Below are 17,385 nucleotides of genomic sequence, written 5' to 3'. Positions count from 1 at the left end.
TTATGGCTAATTTATATACAAAATCATATAATTTAACTGGGTCAAGTGATCTTGATAATAATTATTCTATTCTTAAAATTCTGGTTGGTCTAAATGGTGTTCAATACACTTTTGGGAATTCTGAAAAGGGAATTGTACTTTCAGGATTAGGTAATGAAGCTGAGCAAGCCAATCCTAATGCAATTGAATTTGGGTTAGAAAATAAGCGATTGTTTTTTAGCAAAGCTATTCTAGATCCTCAAGGCAATTTTGTTATTCTAGGATATTATCAAAGTGAAGGGCATTCTATAATACCCTATCTATTTGTTTTTAATTTTGAATCTGATCTATTGCATCATAAAGAAATTAAAATAAATTATATAAGAAATATACAATCATTATTACTTTTAAATAATGAAGAAATTTTTATTTCACTTGGTTTTATTGAATCGCCCACAAACAAAAAAGATACTGTTTGTTGTATAAAATTGAATTTAGATTTTAGTATTACTAATTCAATTAAGATTTCTAGAATATGGGATGATCAGTATAGAGGAGCTATTCTATATCAAAAATCCATTTTATTATATGGTTCAGCTGCTGCTGGTCCAAATAAAGGATTAATTACATTGTTATCTTCTGAATTTAAAAAAACGAAGACCTTTACAATTAAAGGATTAAATATAGTTCCTAGAATAGACAATATATTAGTAGAAAAAGAAAGAGGCTTAATTCTTTTTGGAAATTATATTAAAAATAAAAAGGCGTATTTAACTATTCTTGCTTGTAATAGAACCCCCAAGGAGTTAAAAGTATCACAAACTAAAGTTTTTGATTTAGGTTTAGGAGATGTGACAGTTACAAAGGCAGTAAAGTATCAAAATCATTACGTTTGCATTGCTCACGGTTCTAAGTCAAAAAAACAAAATATTTTAGTTTTTGACTCGAAATTTAATATTATAAAAAATCAATCTTTTGATTTAAAAAATTACACTTTATACGGTTTAGATAAGAATAACGATTATCTCCAAATACATGGAGGAATTACTGAAGATAAAAAAGATACTAAAGGTTTGGTTATTCAGACAGACGCTTCTTTTCAATCTTGTAAAGTTGTTGACAATGATGCTAATGAAAGCTGGATTGAAGACGTTGCTTTTGAAACGGTTAATTTAAAATTAAACAAATTAGAAGTTATACTAAATAATGTGGAGTTTTTAGTCAATACTGAACTAAAAGTGACTGCAATTTCTATTTGTGAGGATTCAGATCCAAATGACGACCCAAATGATAATCCTAATGGGGATCCTAATGATAATCCAAAAGAAATCCCTTATAAAAAAGTTCCATTTAATTTTGGAGATAACTACAAATTACAATCTCCATATTTAAGTTTACAATCCGCTGGTTCAAAAGGCATAGATTCATCGTATGGAAATCATTTACGTTGGTTTTTAACAGGTAATTTAGGAGACAATCATTTACCTAAAGGGAATTATGCAACTAATAATCTTTGTTTTAATAAAAAAGATGATTTTGTAAAAGTTTACAGAGTACCCTATAATGCTGAGCGATCATTAAATAATGGTATCAATATTTTTAATGAATTTCCACATACGATTAATGATGATGACTTTATTTGGGTTTATAAATGGAGAGAAAAAACATACTATTTAGAGTTTGAAAACAATACAAAATATACAGCCATAAGAAATAGTATTGGTGCAATAAATAATCTCAAGAAAGCTCAAGAATTATTAACTGCTTATGGTCTAAACACGTTTAAATTTTCATGCAAAGATGAGTTAAGTTTTGCTATTAATATTTTAAAAGATGCGAATTCTACTCTTAGGTTAGAAACGTTTTCCGTAGAAAACAGATCTTATGCTGAAGATGATCCTATAATTTCCACTAGGAAAACCTATAACTCTACCACAACTTTATGTAGAATTATAGCAGAGAACGTTTCATTTATAAGATTTTCTGTTCAATTAAATTCTTCAATTAGTATTGTATTAGAAAGCTACTCTGATATCCTTAGAACTAGGAAAAACCAAGCAGAGTTTATTGGTAATTTTGCTTTAGAGAAAAACCAGTCTAAAGTTTTTAAACGTTTAGAAGATTTATCTAAATATAAAATTGATGCTTTATGGCATAAGTTTGATTCGAATCAAGTAATTAAAGCACAAAATTATAAAGACAGATGGAAAGACACTGATTTTGGTCTAGGAAAAGGAGTTGATAAATTTATTACATTAAGTGAAACTGACCCAAAAGCAATTTTTGAACACCAACAATCAGAAGGATCTTTTAGTAATGAGAAAGATGAATCAAAAATGGAGGTTAGTTACTTAGATTTCATTCAATTAGCTTCACTTGATTATCATAATGCAAGAATGCTTGGACTTGGTTTTATAGATAACTTTGTTAATGAGAGCGAGCAGTTTATTTATTTTGCTGAGTACGAAACAATTAAAAACCCTGAAGATTATAACGAAGAATATTATACTAAACACATATATTTTAGTTTGCCTACAGGAGTAGAAGATGAAAGATTGCCTCAAAAATTAAAAATGCTTCCAATTACCTATGGATTAAAAATTGATAATGCTACCTCTGAGCCTTTATCAATTACTGATGAAGAAGGATATGCGTTTAAAATGAATACTCGATATGTTAATCTAAAAGCGCAATTAGAAACAGATTATTCTTTAAGTAATTCGTTTTTTAATCCAAACATAGAGTTTGAGTCTAGTGAATTTTCGAATCCCATTTTTCTTGGGTTTAAAAATAAACAAGACGATGCTCCATCTTGGAATAAACCAGATTTGTTACATGAAGAGGCTTTTTTAGAAAGTTCTGATTCGTATAAAGAAAATGCTTTGGCATTATTTAATAAAGAAAGTGATAAACCAAACTATATTCATGCAATTGAAAGTGAAGGGTTTAATCATTACAACTCATATCCTGTAAATATCTTTTATAGAACTAGTGTGCTATCTAATGAAGTTAGCACAAATGAAACAAAATTTAATGTAGAGAATACTCTAATGCCTCCTTCAAATATTAATGTTCATTTAATACAAGAAGAAGGACTACCAATGTTGACTACAAAAGATGAACAAGATTGGTTGAAAGGCATAAATGGTGATAAAACATTGGTGCGATTAATTTTTGATTATAATCATGTACAAGAGAAAAATTATTCTTGGGGAAATAAAATTAGAATATTCCACAGTAAAAAATTTCCTGATAATATAATTGGAGGTGTAAAAAACGTTTATGATGATACGGATTCTAAATTTTGTTTCATTGAAACAAAAGATTTTGATTATCACAGTACAGGTGAAATCTTAATACCCAAAATTAACTTAGATGATTACCCCAATTATGTAGGTAGTTTATTTTCTTATTCTTCTGAACAATATGAGATTGTAGAAATTCTAACCGTAAATACCGATGGTACCTATCCTACTATTAAGGTTAAGAAAAATGAACAAAGAGTAGCTAATTTAAATAGTTCAAATAATAACTATCAATTAACACAAGGATATAAAGGACCAGAAATTTCAGAGCATGATGCGTTTTTAATAGTAGAAAATTTTTCTAATTCAATTAGTTGGAAGGATAAAGTAACACCAAATGATAATCAACTGTCTTTTGAAATTGAATTAATAAATAATGATTTTTCTGTAAAAACAGAAACTTATTTAGATGAAAACGGACAGAACCCTAATGATATAAAAGTTAGAGGACTTTGGGATGATTGTAATATTAGTCATCATACAATGATAGAGTACATGGTTGATAAGGATAATAATAGAGTTAAAGATAAAGCTAATAATGATGTGATAAAAGAGTTTGCTTATTATAAGATTGAATTTAACAATATAGTTTTAGATCATCATCCTCAATTTATTTCTCCAGATAATAATTCAAATACATCATCTGTTGATTGGTTTAAGGGAACTATTCGAGTTCATGCTATTAATGATTCAACAGGAACAAAAGCAAGAAAAGTATTAAAAATTGATGAAATACAAAATGTTGGAACTATTCCACCTCAAAAACTTATATTAATAGCAAGTGATTTAAGTTATTCAAATCAAGTAAATAAAATAAATTCTTATGACTCAATAAATTATCAAGATAAAAGAATACAGATTGCTAATATTGCTCCAGAGATTAAAATAGGCTCAAATGTATCCGTTAATTATTATCCATCTTACAAAGTGTATTTGCGTTCAGATAATGCTGCTTTATTTAACGAAACAACAATTCTTCCAGAAATTGGAAAAGGGGAACAAAAAACATTAATAGGATTACAAACTATAGATTATGATGTTTTAGATAACAATTCAATACCATATTCTTCACCAGTTGGTGTTCCTGCTATTATTTTTGGTAATGAGATTATAAAGTTAGAACAACCAGATCCACCTACTGGACCTTTATTTGCAACTCCGCCAAATTTCTATGGAAAAGCACAATATTCTTTTAAAACAAAATTTAAGGCGAAACCTTGGGGAGTTGTATTTTTTAGAACAGATATTAATAGAATTCTATCTATTTTATATAGTAATAAAACTTTAAAGGAAGATATTTTACCACGGATTTTGCCAATTACTGGAGATGATCATTTTCAAGATAGATGGAAAGGGTTACTTGCTCTAGAATGTAATAAATTAGAGCAATTAGATTGTGATAGTACTAGTGATTTTAAAGAATTTCCAGACTTGTATGGTAATCCTTTCGCTTTTCCTAATCCAGATGGAGATATTGTCATTAATGGAGATAATGAAAACCCAGGTTTAACTCCTTGGAGTGATGAATGGAAAAAGCGCATGAGATATTTAATTTCCACCTGTATGTTACCGTTAACGGAACACCCAATAATCACTGAGTTTATTAATGATGGTGCATATATACCTTTACCAAAGAAACAAAATTTAAGAGATAAAAATGGTAAAATATTACACCCGAGTTCTGATGAGTTTGATATGGCTCCAATGGCTAAGATAATTTCAGATAAGGAAATCTTATTTACTGATTTCACTTTGGATGGAAATATGAATAAAAATACAGCATATGTTTATACAGTTAGGGAAATGAATAAAGCATTAAAGTTTGGTAAAGCAAGTGATTTCCTTGGCCCTGTTCAATTGATTAATACAACTCCACCAAACCCTTTAGTTATTAAAAATTTAACGGTAAAACTTCCTACTTATGAAAATGACTTTAAGTCGAGTGTACTCTTTGAAATTAATAAAATAGTTGAAAGTCAAAACATTAATAAAATTCAAATTTATAGACTTAATAACAGTGCTGTAGCATTAAATCCTAGAGATATTGAACCTGTAAAAGAAATTGAATTGTCAAGTATTGACACATTAAAACCTTTTTATATTGAAGATGATTTTTCTGACTTAGATCAGATACCTTATGGCGAACCTATCTATTATAATTTAATAACTGTTAGAAAAATAGAATATAAAGACCATAATGGTAATAATAAAATTGAATTTGTCAAATCAAAATCATCCAAAACTATTGTAACTAATATTATAGATACAAATCCACCCTCAAAACCGTATTTGGATCCTGCAAAGCAAACATTCACGTCATTAAATAATATTGAATTATCATGGGACAAGTGTTGTTATAAAGGCAAGTATTTTGTTTATATATTAAATGAATTTAATAATTGGGAATTAATTCAAACAATTGAATCTAATGATTCAATAATCACTTATAATTATATAAACTCATTAGAAGAACTAGATGAAGACGATAATATAATTTACTATAAATTTAAAATTGAAGTAGAAAATACTATCGGGTTAATAAATGAAAGTGATATATTTTCAATCTTATAAAAGGGATTATGTGTTTTTTGTAGATTAATGTTTAATTGAAAACAATGAACAAACTAATAACTGAATTGTTCTTTTCGAATTTCTTCTATTCTAAACATTGATAAAAATTTTATTTTTACAGCATGTTTTTATAGAGCTAAAAACACTAATAAAAGCCTTAGATGTAAATACAAATTATGTCTAAATTAAGTAAAAAAAAGTTTTTAGAAAATTACAGTTCGTTTCCTGGTTTTCACAAGGAATTACTGAAACAAGGCAATGTAGAATGGACATTAATAAAAAAATATCCACAAGATTATTACTCAGCAAACAGCGGATCTGTTCCTGGGATGATTTATTATAAAGACACAGTAGCTTTCGCTAAAAAATATCATTTATCGATATTACAAATTTTAGATGAATTTGAATACGATTGTGGTAAATTAGTAAACAGACCTAGTCCACAAGATGAAACCAACTATTTTAATTGGTTATCCTGGTTTGCTTGGGAGAATATGATGAGCGAAATTATTTCTTTTTTAGAAATGGAAAATTAATTATGAATTAGATACACAAAAATTGTGTATCTAATTTTCTTCTAAGGTGCTATTTGATTAAAAGATATCTTCTTCCTTTTCTCTTTTTGTTAATGTTTGATTTTTAGATTTATCTTTCTTTAAATCTTCTTTATCTGTATCAGAACTTGCTGGTCTAGCTCTTGTTGATGCCCAATCTCTTAATCCGTCAATTTTATTTTTCATTGTGATTGCAAGAGGAACAATTGCTTTGGCTGATTCAATTAGATGTGATAATTTAATTGCTGGTTCTTCATTGTTTTCAATATATGCCTTAAACATTGCTTCTTTTACAGTTTCTTCAATTTCAGCTCCATTGAAATATTTAGATTCATTAATTATTGGATTGAAGTCAGTTATATTTGATTGATTATTTTTCTTGAGATGAATTTCAAATATATTTTTCCTTTCTTTTTTTGTTGGTAAGTCTATAAAAAAGATTTCATCAAAACGACCTTTCCTTAAAAGTTCAGGTGGAAGATTGCTAATATTGTTGGCAGTTGCAACTACAAAAACTGGTTTTGTTTTTTCTTGCATCCAAGTTAAAATGGTTGAAAATACTCTTGAATTTGTTCCTCCATCTTTTTCGCCACCTGCAGTACTTAATCCTTTTTCGATTTCATCTATCCACAAAACACAAGGCGCAATTGCTTCTGCTGTCATTATAGCATTTCTTATGTTGTTTTCACTACTACCAACTTCTGATTGAAATACTTTACCTATGTCTAATTTTAATAAGGGTTGATTCCATTCTGTAGCAATTGCCTTTGCTGTTAAACTTTTTCCAGTTCCAGGAACACCTAAAAGCAACATTCCTTTTGGTTCTTTTAAACCAAATACTTTCGCCTTTCTTTCAAATGCTTTGCTTCTTTGTTTTAACCAAACTTTTAAACTGTCTAAACCACCAACACTTGAATCTAAATTTTCTGTTGTATGATAATAATCTAGAATTCCACTTTTCTTTATTATCTGTTCTTTTTCACTTGCAATAATTCTAATTGCATCTTTACTATTTAAGCCAACTTTTTCTTTTGCTAAGCGAAAAGCCAAATCAGCTTCAACATCTGTTAATCCAGCACCTGCATCAAGAATTAAGTTTTTTAAATCATCATTTATAACTTCATCCTTTGTTATTACTCTCAACCTTTTTTCTAAATCGTTTTTATCTGGTAATGGCATATTTAGAACTGTCACATACTTTTCTAATTCAATAGGCAATTTAAAAAATGGTGATAATAACAGTAAGTGTTTGTTTAATACTTTAAAATATTGAGTAAGTTTTCTTAGTTGAACTATAAATTTTTCATCTCTAAATTGTTTATGTGCATCTTCTATAATGAAAATCTCTTTTGATTCTTGGTTCTCATTATTACCTTTTAATAAAAACTCAAGAAATGAATCAGGATTTTTAGTTTCGCCATTATTCGGATGTTTCTCGACTTTATCTAATTTATTTGAATTTTCATCTTTATTATGGATTTGTAATCCATCAACAATATCCCAAGTGCTAAATGTATATCCTTTTCTGAATGCTGTGCTCCTAACTTTTTGAATTATGCGACCATATTCTGGTGATGCAAGGTAAATTAGTGGGTAATTAGCATCAAGCATATATTTTAAATCTTCAAATGATTTTTCCATTGTTTTAATTTTTTGCTATAATTTTATTTGAAGCACTACAGTATGACTTATTTTTATATCTTACTGGTATTTCTTTTCTTTTTATTTCTATTCCTTCTCTTCTAGTATTTCCGAATGCCTTTTCTATTCCTTCCATTGCTTTATCTGCTAATTCGTGGACATCATATGGAATGTAGTTTGAATCAGAAATAATAGTACCATCCTTTAGGATTGAAAATTCTATTTCAGTTCGTTTTTCATCTTCATTTTCTAGTTTAGAATATCCAACCATAAAAAACTTTTCTTTCACTTCTTCATTTGGTTCAAAGTCGTAGTCTTTTTTTAGAGAAAACCCAACACTTTCAAATTCAGTAAGAATAGTCTTTTTTGCGTATTCGACATTTAAAACAAAAAATTCACTCTGTAACTCTTTAATTAATTCTTTTCCATTTTTGAGGTAATAACTGTTATACGTTACTGTTCCATTTTTAATTTTTATTGCATATTCTCCGTGAAGATTTGTGTTTGGTATTTTAGTAACAACAACTTCATTATCACTTTTAATTTCATATTCCCAATTAAATTTTTTAACTGCTTCGATAAAAACCTCTGTTTTAAAAACTTGAGGGTTTTTTAGGAAAGTAGATGTTTCAAAACAAGACATATTATCGTTTTTTTCTATTGTTGGTTTTATTTCTTTTGCTAAGAGAAAGTAAAGAGGTTAATTCGGTAATTGTTTTAGCAGGTATCTCTAACATTTCAGCCTTAATCTGCAAACCCTTATCATTAGTTAAAAGAATAGGATTTCTTTTTTGGTATTGCAATGCAACAGATAAAATCATATTATCAGGTGATTTTTTATTTAAATCATCTGGTAAGTTATCAACTTTACTTGTATTGAAACTTATATTTCTCTTTTTTTGGTGTTTACGAATTTCTCTAATTGCATCTTGTGCTTTATTTTTTGTTTCACTTTTATTCTTTAAACCGTCTAGTTCATCGATGACTTTAGCAGAAAAAATGATATTTTGAAGCGAACCAATTATATCTATTATTTTTGGTTCTTCTATTAGGATATTTGTGTCAATAATTATTGATTTCCTCTTTTTTATTAGTTCAAACTCTTTCTCTTTAAGTAAAAACTTTTTTTCTAAGTCTAGAAACAGACTTGATTCTATCTCTTCAAATTTTTCTTTCTCTTTATTCGTTTTTGCTTTTAAAGTTTTAAATTTTCTTTCATCAGATAACTCTAAACTTTTCAGTTCCTCTAATATTGACACAATGAAGGATTCTATTTTCTTATTTCTTGCATTTTTTACAGCCTTTAACAATGCTAACTTATTTTCTTTAATTTCACTTAAAATTAAACTGTGTTCAGTTGAATTATAAAAAGGGCTTATTTTAAAATCAATATCCTCAATTTCTTTAATACTATAATTTGATAAGTCATCACTATTAATTTTTTCAGCAATTAGAGAGTCGATTTCATTACTTATATTTTCCACATATTCTTCAGCAAAATCTTGTCTAAAAGAATCAATGTGCTCTTTGATTTCTACATTGGTATGTTTTCTAACGAATTTATATTTGATTGATTTACTACTTATTTTTAAAGGGAAATTGTCTTTTTTGTATATAGATGTTTTATTCGATTTTTCTGTTATAACATTAAATTCATCGATGTTGCCAATTATTAAATATGAATTTAAAGTTTCCGAAACCTTCCTTTTAAACTCTTCTAATTCAGTTTCTAAATCATCATTAATTGGAAGATAAATAAAAAGGTATTTATCGTTAATGTCATTAATGATTTTAGATAAAGTTTCAATCAATAATTTTGATACCTTATTAAACATTAGCCAAACTTCATTTTCTGAATTTTTGATAATTGTATCTAATTTATCAATAAACATAAAAGGTTCGATAAATTTTAGTTGATTGATGTTTTTTGCTATTTTTTCAGAAATATTTTTATCCTCAGCTATTATTTTTTCAATTTCTTTTTGAGATTTAATTAATACTTCTCTATATAAAAAATCATCAGAAGTTGGATTTTGATAAATACCATACTTTTGTAAAATTTGAAAAAATAAATTGTCTGCGTTTTCTCTGTTTTTGTTCAAATATGAAGAGAAATATGTGTTAATTGACTTTGAATTATCTTCATAAACAAGAGTTCTATATTTTCCAGAACTTACGTCAACTAAAAAAACAGCATATAACGTTACTGATTTATGCTCTTTCTCGATTAGAACAGAATCCTTAAAAGAATTCATTTTTTTAACATTATAAATTTCAGGGATTTGATTTTCGGCAAATGTTTTTAATAGTTGTTCATCTTCATAATTAATCCTAGAATTAATTGAGTTTTCTTCAGTATTAACACTTTTCAAAAACTCAAAATTATCTTTTGCTATTGAATGGTCGTCATTTGTATTGTCAAAATATAATTCAAACTGCTTATTTGTATGAACTTTAAATTTTTTACCTTTTTGAAAGTATTCTTTTCCTATATCTGTCAATTGACAATAAGAATAAGAATTATCTCCAGTAGTTATCATTTCAAATTCTTCTAAACTTTGTAAGGCATCTTTCAAGATTTCATATTCGGCATAATCTTTATATTTTTTTTGAGAAGGATTGTCTATTACATTAAAACCTAAAATTTCGCCTATATCTTCAAAACTTAACAAGCTTTCAATGTTTAGTAAACCACAAATAGTTTTGTCAAATAATGTGAATTCAACTGCTTCAGTGCAAGTTGCAGAATACTTTGTTTTTGTAAAAAACCAGTCAAAAGGTTTATAGCCAAGATATATTTCTGTTAGTTTTTTATCTTGTTCTATTGCTTTGAATATGTTGTAGTCTAAATCATCAGTCATTTCCGAATTCTTTTTTTAGGTCACTAAAATCAACTACAATTCCTTCATTGTTTATGGTGTCAATTACATTTTTATAAATTTGGTTTCCATTTTTATCTTTAAATCTATAAAACATATTTTTATTACCAACGACTATTAATAAGCGTTTGGCTCTTGATAGAGCTACATTTAATCGTTTAGGTGATTTAGCAAAACCAATATCTTTGTTCGTTTTGGTTATTCCGTTTTCTATCTTTTTATCACTCCTTACTGTTGAAACAATAATGATGTTTCTTTCCATACCTTGAAATTTATCGACAGTATTTAATCGAATTGGAATATCATATTTGTTTCTTGCTTTTAAAGCAACTTCTTTCAATTTAGATACTTGATGGCCGTAAAAACTAATTAAACCAATTTCTTTTTCTTCTTGAATCTTATTTTGGTCATTACTGTTCTCCCAGTGTTTCATATACGCTTCAAATCCATTTGATATTTTAAGAAGTTTTATAACTAGCTCAACAGCTTCAATTTCATAATTATTTATTCTTGATGTTCCGCTTAATTCTTCTGGTTCATCCACATTAACCCAAATAGTATGAATATCTGGATTAATAAATTTATTAAGCAAAAATCCGTGATGTCTAGAAAATGGATTATTTAGATTTGGGTCATTTGCATTTTCCTTTATAGGTTTTCCAGGTTCCAAACCACCTTCATCCAAGTAAAATTGTTTAATTACATTGTTGATTTTTGGATGCATTCTATATTGTTCATTAAATGTAGATTTAATGGTTGGTGAAACTTTAGGGTGCATTATTAATCGTTCAAACTGAGAAGTTTCTACAAAGTCCTTGTTAATTTCAGATGCCAATTCTTTTGCTTCTGTTGTTTCAAGTGATTCTAATGTTTCTTTAAAGGTTTTATCGTGAAGCATTGGTGGTAATTGTCTATGGTCGCCAATTATAATGTTTTTGCGTCCAAAACACATTGGCAATAATAATTCAGGTGGTGTCGCTTTACTTGCCTCATCAGTTATTACTGTATCAAATTCAATAGGTTTAATTACCTCTAATAAATTTGTTCCTTTATACCAACCGTTAAAACCTATATGTTTTTTACTTAGATTTTTAGCTCGTTTATATAATTGACCAATTTCTAATTCGCCTTCATAATCGTTGAAAATTCGTTGATAATCAGCACCGAAATTTGGACTTCCTGCTGAACTACTTGTACTACCAACAACATTTGCATATTTAAAGTATTTATCTTTAAATACCATTTTCATTTCTTTATCAGGTTGCGCCATTTCAAAAGCCCAATCTTTCATAATGTCACTATATTTTGGATTAGATTGTTGGGAATTGTTCGCAATTCTTCGCATCCATAATTGTACAGAATTGTTGTAAAAATCTTCTTCAACTATTTCAACATCGTCTTCCTCTAGAACTTCATTTTCATAATTATCATCAGTTTCAAATTTTTCGTCAACCCATTTCATTATGCGTTCAAACGCATACTTTTTTCCTTCTTCCTCAAACTTACTAGCTCTTCCAAAACGTATTGGTTTTACTAGTGTATGATTTTTATTTAGTAATTTTTCTAATGCGTTATCTACAGCAAGATTTGTTTCAGAAGTTAAAAGAATTTTTTGTTCTTGGTTTACTCTTACCATTTGCCAAATCATTTCTGCGATAACAGTTGTCTTACCAGTTCCTGGTGGACCTTGAAGTAATGCTAAATCTGTACAATTTAAAGCAGATAGAACAGCTTTTCTTTGAGAATCGTTTAAGATTAGTAATTCGTGTCTTTTTAATTCATTCCATTCTTCCTCATCTTTTGAGAGGTTTTTATATATTTCCTCTGCTTTTGAACTATCAAAAATGAAATCTTTGATTTTTTCGTTTACAGGTTTTAGGTCTAATCCTTCTTTTGGATTAGTAATTTTATTCATTGCTTCATTTAGCCAAGATATTTTTGCTTGGTCTCCTCTTAAATTTGGTGTTACAAATTTAATTTTAGGTTCTTCTTCAATGAACTTGAAAAATTTATCTGTTTGACGTTTATCATCTGACCATTTATAAGGTAAGTTGAAAACGTAATAATTATAGTCGGAATTTCTACCATTTAGATTTCCAATTACAACCTGTCTTTTTTTGTATTCAAATTTATCACCTCTATCAATGTAGAATTCTGAACCAGCTATCTGTCTTGTTTTATCCAAAAACTCTTCTTTTTTAGATTTTTTAGCTATGATGTCGATTTTTACTTTGAATTTAAAATCGTCATTTAATGGCGAGAGCATAATATTAAATCTATTTAAAGATTTTATTTTCTCGTATTTTGATTTTAAATCTGAATAATCAACAAATTCAAAAGCAACAGTTTGTTGTGATTCACTAACATTTGTGTCAAAATCGAATGAATAAAATTCTCGTTTTATTTCAGTCCAAAAAGTGTTTTTAAATGATGAGTTTTCAAACCTTATTGGTTGGTTAACTCTAGATTGGTCGAAGTTTAAATACACTTTTGACTTAACTTTATCTTTTCCAAAAATGGTGATTAATTCTTGGTACATTTTTTTTAGACTATCAAATTCATTATGTTTTCTTGAGAAAACATTGTGCCTTAATCGTCTCAATAAATGGTCGCTAATATTTATGTTCTTATCTAATTTTATATTGCAATGCCAATCAATTTCGAATTCTGCTCCGTAACTCTTGAAGTAAAATTGCTCTAAAAACATTTTATCTACAATCTCTTGTTTTTGAGATAAATTATTTATGTAAACATTAATTGTATCGCTATTATTTGAAACTATAAAACGATTGTTAAATGTTTTACTAATTTTATTTGATATAGAAAAAGGTGTGATTTTAAGAACACAAGCAATTTGTTTATCCCTTTCGAGTATGGTTGTAAAATCTTTTTGTATAACTCTATCTAATACATCGTTAATATCTTTAAACCTCAAAAACAGACTTCCATCAGGATTTATTCGTTCGTTTAAATTGAAAGGTTCTTCTGAAATAATCTTTTCAATATTCTTAAATTCTGGATTTTCTTCTTGCTTTAACTTAACTCGAAATTGATAGAGTGATTCGTGAATATTTATCGGTTGGTCGTATTTGACTATTTCTAATGGTTGAGAATTTTTATTAAGAATGAGTTTTTGTGCTTCAATCCATTTATCCCAAATTTCTTGCTGATTTTCAATTTCTGATTTTGGCGAAATTTCAAGTTTGCATATTTTGTTATATAAATCTTCTAATTCTCTTTGAGAACGATAAGGCTTTTTGAAGTCAATAAGTTTTACTTTACAATTTTCAGTAACAGTATATTCATCTGAATTGAGTTGTTGAATTTCAGATATTACATTTTTCGATTTTTGATTTATTATTGTTTTATAGTCGAAAGTTTGTTCTTGCCATTTTAAAACTAATTCTATTTGCTTGTTTTCAATTTGAAAAGTTACTTTATGCTCGTCTTCATTTTTCTTTTGAAAGAAGCATTTTATTGATTTATTTTCAATCCATCTTTTTAATTCTTCAAAGCTTCCTTTATTCTGTTTACCAAGAGTATTTACAGATTTATTTTCGAATCTTATTATCAGTTCTATAGGTTCGTCATCAAAAATATCTTCATTATTATGGTATACCATTCATTCTCTTTTTATCAGTTCTGTTTTGCATTGGCTAAAAAATGAACGTTTCAAAATTCACACTTTACACTCAATACTTTGATAAATATATAACTTTAATAGATACTATTTAATTCGATAGACCTACATTATGAACAATAGAATCAAACACCTCAGCAATCCCTATTGCTATCTTCTTTGCCATTAAGGGAGGAACCGCATTTCCAATCATTTTATAATTATAGCCCATACTTTCAGAAAATTTAAAATCATCAGGAAACGACTGTATAAGTGCAGCTTCCTTGACTGTAATAGTTCGAGCTTGTTCTGCGTCAGGGTGAATAAATATTAAACCGTCTTTTTGTAAATGGGCTAAAATTGTCTGAGAAGGCTTATCCCATTCTAAGCTTCTGTATTTGCCATGTTTCGAATTTTTTCCCAATAAGGAGTTATAAAAAAGTAATCGTTCGCTTGAAGAACGCCTGTTCATTCCTTTTGTTACCCATTCTTTAAACAATTTTATATCCCGTTCATTATGAAATCTAGGTTTATGATTTTCTTCAACGATTAAACCCTTTTCAACTGGAACATGGGAAAACTTGCGATTCTTTATTTTTACTATTTCTTTTGTTGGTTTAAATTTTGGTAAATGACCAATTGCTTGCCTTAAGGTTTTTGGTGCTTTTATTTTTTGACGGTTAATTGATGTATATATATTCTCTAAATTAATATTCTCTGCATTTAAACCTCTTTTAACACCAACGATTATAACTCTTTCTCTTTTTTGCGGCACTCCAAAATCACTTGCTGATAAAACTACATTACGAAGATCTTCTGGTTTTTTTATATCATACCCATGCTCATTAAAATACTCAAAAATTCTTTCTGTTACTTTCTTTCCTCCTGGACTAGCACTTAGAATTCCTGGAACGTTTTCAAATAAAAAAACAGAAGGTTGAAACTCTGTTACTACTTTTGTAAAACTCTCAAACAAAAAATTCCTGTAATCATCTCTCATTGAGTTTTTATCTTGCGCTCTTCCAGCTATTGAATATGCCTGGCATGGCGGACCTCCAATTACTAAGTCTATTTTTCTTCCTGAAACAATACCCTTTAGCCCGTTATTAATTACATCTTCATGGTTTGTTTTTCCAAAAATCCCAATAGTTTGTTCCTCCCAACCCCCATTAATTAATTCTTTTGTTTTTTGAATATCAAAATGAATAACCCTTCTTAAAGATTCTTCTTTTGAATGTTTCCATTTTTTTTCAAGCCGATTTCTTAAGGTTCTTACCATCGGTATTTCCCATTCTACATGTGCAATAGCGTCATATTTTTCTGACATTATAAATCCTTCAGATAAACCTCCACAACCTGCAAATAAATCTATAAACGTTAATTTTTTATTTTGCATCTACTTCTATTAAATCTAATACATTTTTAAAATGTTCTGCAAATACACTTCCTAATATTGGTGGTACAGCATTTCCTATTTGTTTGAATTGGTTTCTAGTACTTCCTGTAAAAAAATACCAATCAGGAAAAGATTGTATTCTTGCGGCTTCTCTTGGCGTTATACTTCTGGGGAATTTACCTGGATGTACATATGAATTTCCGTCGGTTTCTAAATGAGCTATTACAGTTTTAGAAACATTTTCAGGATCTAGTTTAAAATATTTATCTCCAAATCCTTTTACTTTTTTAATTCCTTCTTTATCAATAAAAACACCATATGTAACCTTCGATAGCGCTTTTTTATTTATTGGATTATTTAAATATTTTCCCGCTACAAGATTTTTATAAATAAATAAATCTCGCTCATTATGGTACCTAGATTTATGATTAAACAAGTATCTTGGTGTTATTAATCTACCTTTATAAGTGTTTATTAAGTTTAAATATCTACTGCTTTTTTCTTTATTAAGCAACTCACAGTAGGCTTCGTCAGAAATATTTTTACCAAAGGAAGTTTTTATTCTACTAAATGGAATTTCAGCCTCTTCTTTATAATTATTCGGTTTTGGATTTGCTTTTATTTGAGGTAAATCAAAAATTACATCTTTTAATTTTAAAGGTTCTTTTTTTGATTTATTAATTTCTTCAAAAATACTGGAAGCTTCGACATTATATTTTTGATATAAGTCCTTCCTAACTCCAATAAAAAAAATTCTTTCTCTACTTTGAGCTAATCCAAAGTCTTTTGCATTTAAAACACAAGAGGAGGTATCATAACCAAACTCTCCTGTATCCTTTAAAGATTCCTCAATTAACTCTCGATAAGCTGATGCAGATGCCAAACCTTTAACATTTTCAATTAAAACTAATTTTGGAGACAATTTCTCAGCAAACTTTAAATAATATTTAAATAACTGATTCCTAGGATCGTCGATAAAACCTTTTGTTCGCTCTTCTAAAGTTGCTTTTTTAGATCGACCTATCATTGAAAATCCCTGACAAGGTGGACCGCCAACTAGAACATCCACATTTTCAATCGAAGAAAGTAATTCTCTTACACTACTATCATCTTTTATTGAAGGTGCTTTTTTTCTTAGTTCACTTTCTTTATTGGTCTCTATAGTCATATGCCCCTGTAAGTTGTAAACAACTTGACCATTACCTAAATGTTCATATAACTCTTTAATATCACCTAAAATTACCCGATTAATATTTGTTTCAGGGTGAGTTTGTTTTAAATTTCGTTTGAAAGTATTTAAAGCAGGTTCAGCTATATCATTAGCTATCTCCAAATGAAATCCATTATTCCCAAAGCCAATAGTCAATCCACCTGCGCCTGCAAATAAATCTATATAACTATATTTCTTTTTATTTTTCATTGAGTGACTCAAAAGTAAATG

General features: G+C 28.2%; 8 protein-coding genes. 2 read left to right on the top strand and 6 right to left on the bottom strand.

Annotated elements, in window-relative coordinates:
- Nucleotides 1-2: 2 nt before the first annotated feature.
- Nucleotides 3-5,855 carry a hypothetical protein gene (locus LPB136_RS13485; protein ID WP_072556826.1) on the top strand — a complete coding sequence of 1,951 codons (5,853 nt, stop codon included), beginning with the start codon at nucleotides 3-5 and terminating at the stop codon, nucleotides 5,853-5,855.
- Between the two features lie 176 nt (nucleotides 5,856-6,031).
- Nucleotides 6,032-6,391, top strand: coding sequence for a DUF7222 domain-containing protein (locus LPB136_RS13480; protein ID WP_072556825.1), 360 nt, complete (start codon nucleotides 6,032-6,034; stop codon nucleotides 6,389-6,391).
- 57 nt (nucleotides 6,392-6,448) lie between these two features.
- Here the strand turns inward: LPB136_RS13480 and LPB136_RS13475 are convergent, their stop codons facing one another.
- The 6 genes from LPB136_RS13475 to LPB136_RS13450 all read right to left on the bottom strand — a co-directional run bounded on the left by LPB136_RS13475 (nucleotide 6,449) and on the right by LPB136_RS13450 (nucleotide 17,364).
- Complete coding sequence (locus tag LPB136_RS13475) at nucleotides 6,449-8,050, bottom strand: AAA family ATPase (RefSeq protein WP_072556824.1); 1,602 nt, start codon at nucleotides 8,048-8,050, stop codon at nucleotides 6,449-6,451.
- Nucleotides 8,051-8,054: 4 nt separating this feature from the next.
- On the bottom strand, nucleotides 8,055-8,693 hold the full coding sequence (locus tag LPB136_RS13470; RefSeq protein ID WP_083426221.1) for a hypothetical protein: 639 nt from the start codon (nucleotides 8,691-8,693) through the stop codon (nucleotides 8,055-8,057).
- A 1-nt stretch (nucleotide 8,694) separates the two neighbouring features.
- Complete coding sequence (locus LPB136_RS13465) at nucleotides 8,695-10,722, bottom strand: PIN domain-containing protein (RefSeq protein ID WP_158009643.1); 2,028 nt, start codon at nucleotides 10,720-10,722, stop codon at nucleotides 8,695-8,697.
- 181 nt (nucleotides 10,723-10,903) lie between these two features.
- Nucleotides 10,904-14,551 carry an AAA domain-containing protein gene (locus tag LPB136_RS13460; RefSeq protein WP_072556822.1) on the bottom strand — a complete coding sequence of 1,216 codons (3,648 nt, stop codon included), beginning with the start codon at nucleotides 14,549-14,551 and terminating at the stop codon, nucleotides 10,904-10,906.
- A gap of 109 nt (nucleotides 14,552-14,660) precedes the next feature.
- Nucleotides 14,661-15,944, bottom strand: coding sequence for a DNA cytosine methyltransferase (locus LPB136_RS13455; RefSeq protein ID WP_072556821.1), 1,284 nt, complete (start codon nucleotides 15,942-15,944; stop codon nucleotides 14,661-14,663).
- On the bottom strand, nucleotides 15,934-17,364 hold the full coding sequence (locus tag LPB136_RS13450; protein ID WP_072556820.1) for a DNA cytosine methyltransferase: 1,431 nt from the start codon (nucleotides 17,362-17,364) through the stop codon (nucleotides 15,934-15,936). The genes LPB136_RS13455 and LPB136_RS13450 overlap by 11 nt, the downstream gene beginning before the upstream one ends.
- Between the last annotated feature and the right edge of the window lie 21 nt (nucleotides 17,365-17,385).

This window comes from Tenacibaculum todarodis, assembly GCF_001889045.1.
Taxonomy (GTDB): domain Bacteria; phylum Bacteroidota; class Bacteroidia; order Flavobacteriales; family Flavobacteriaceae; genus Polaribacter; species Polaribacter todarodis.
Note: the sequence above shows the minus strand (reverse complement) of the source record. Positions and strands in the feature narration are given on the sequence as shown.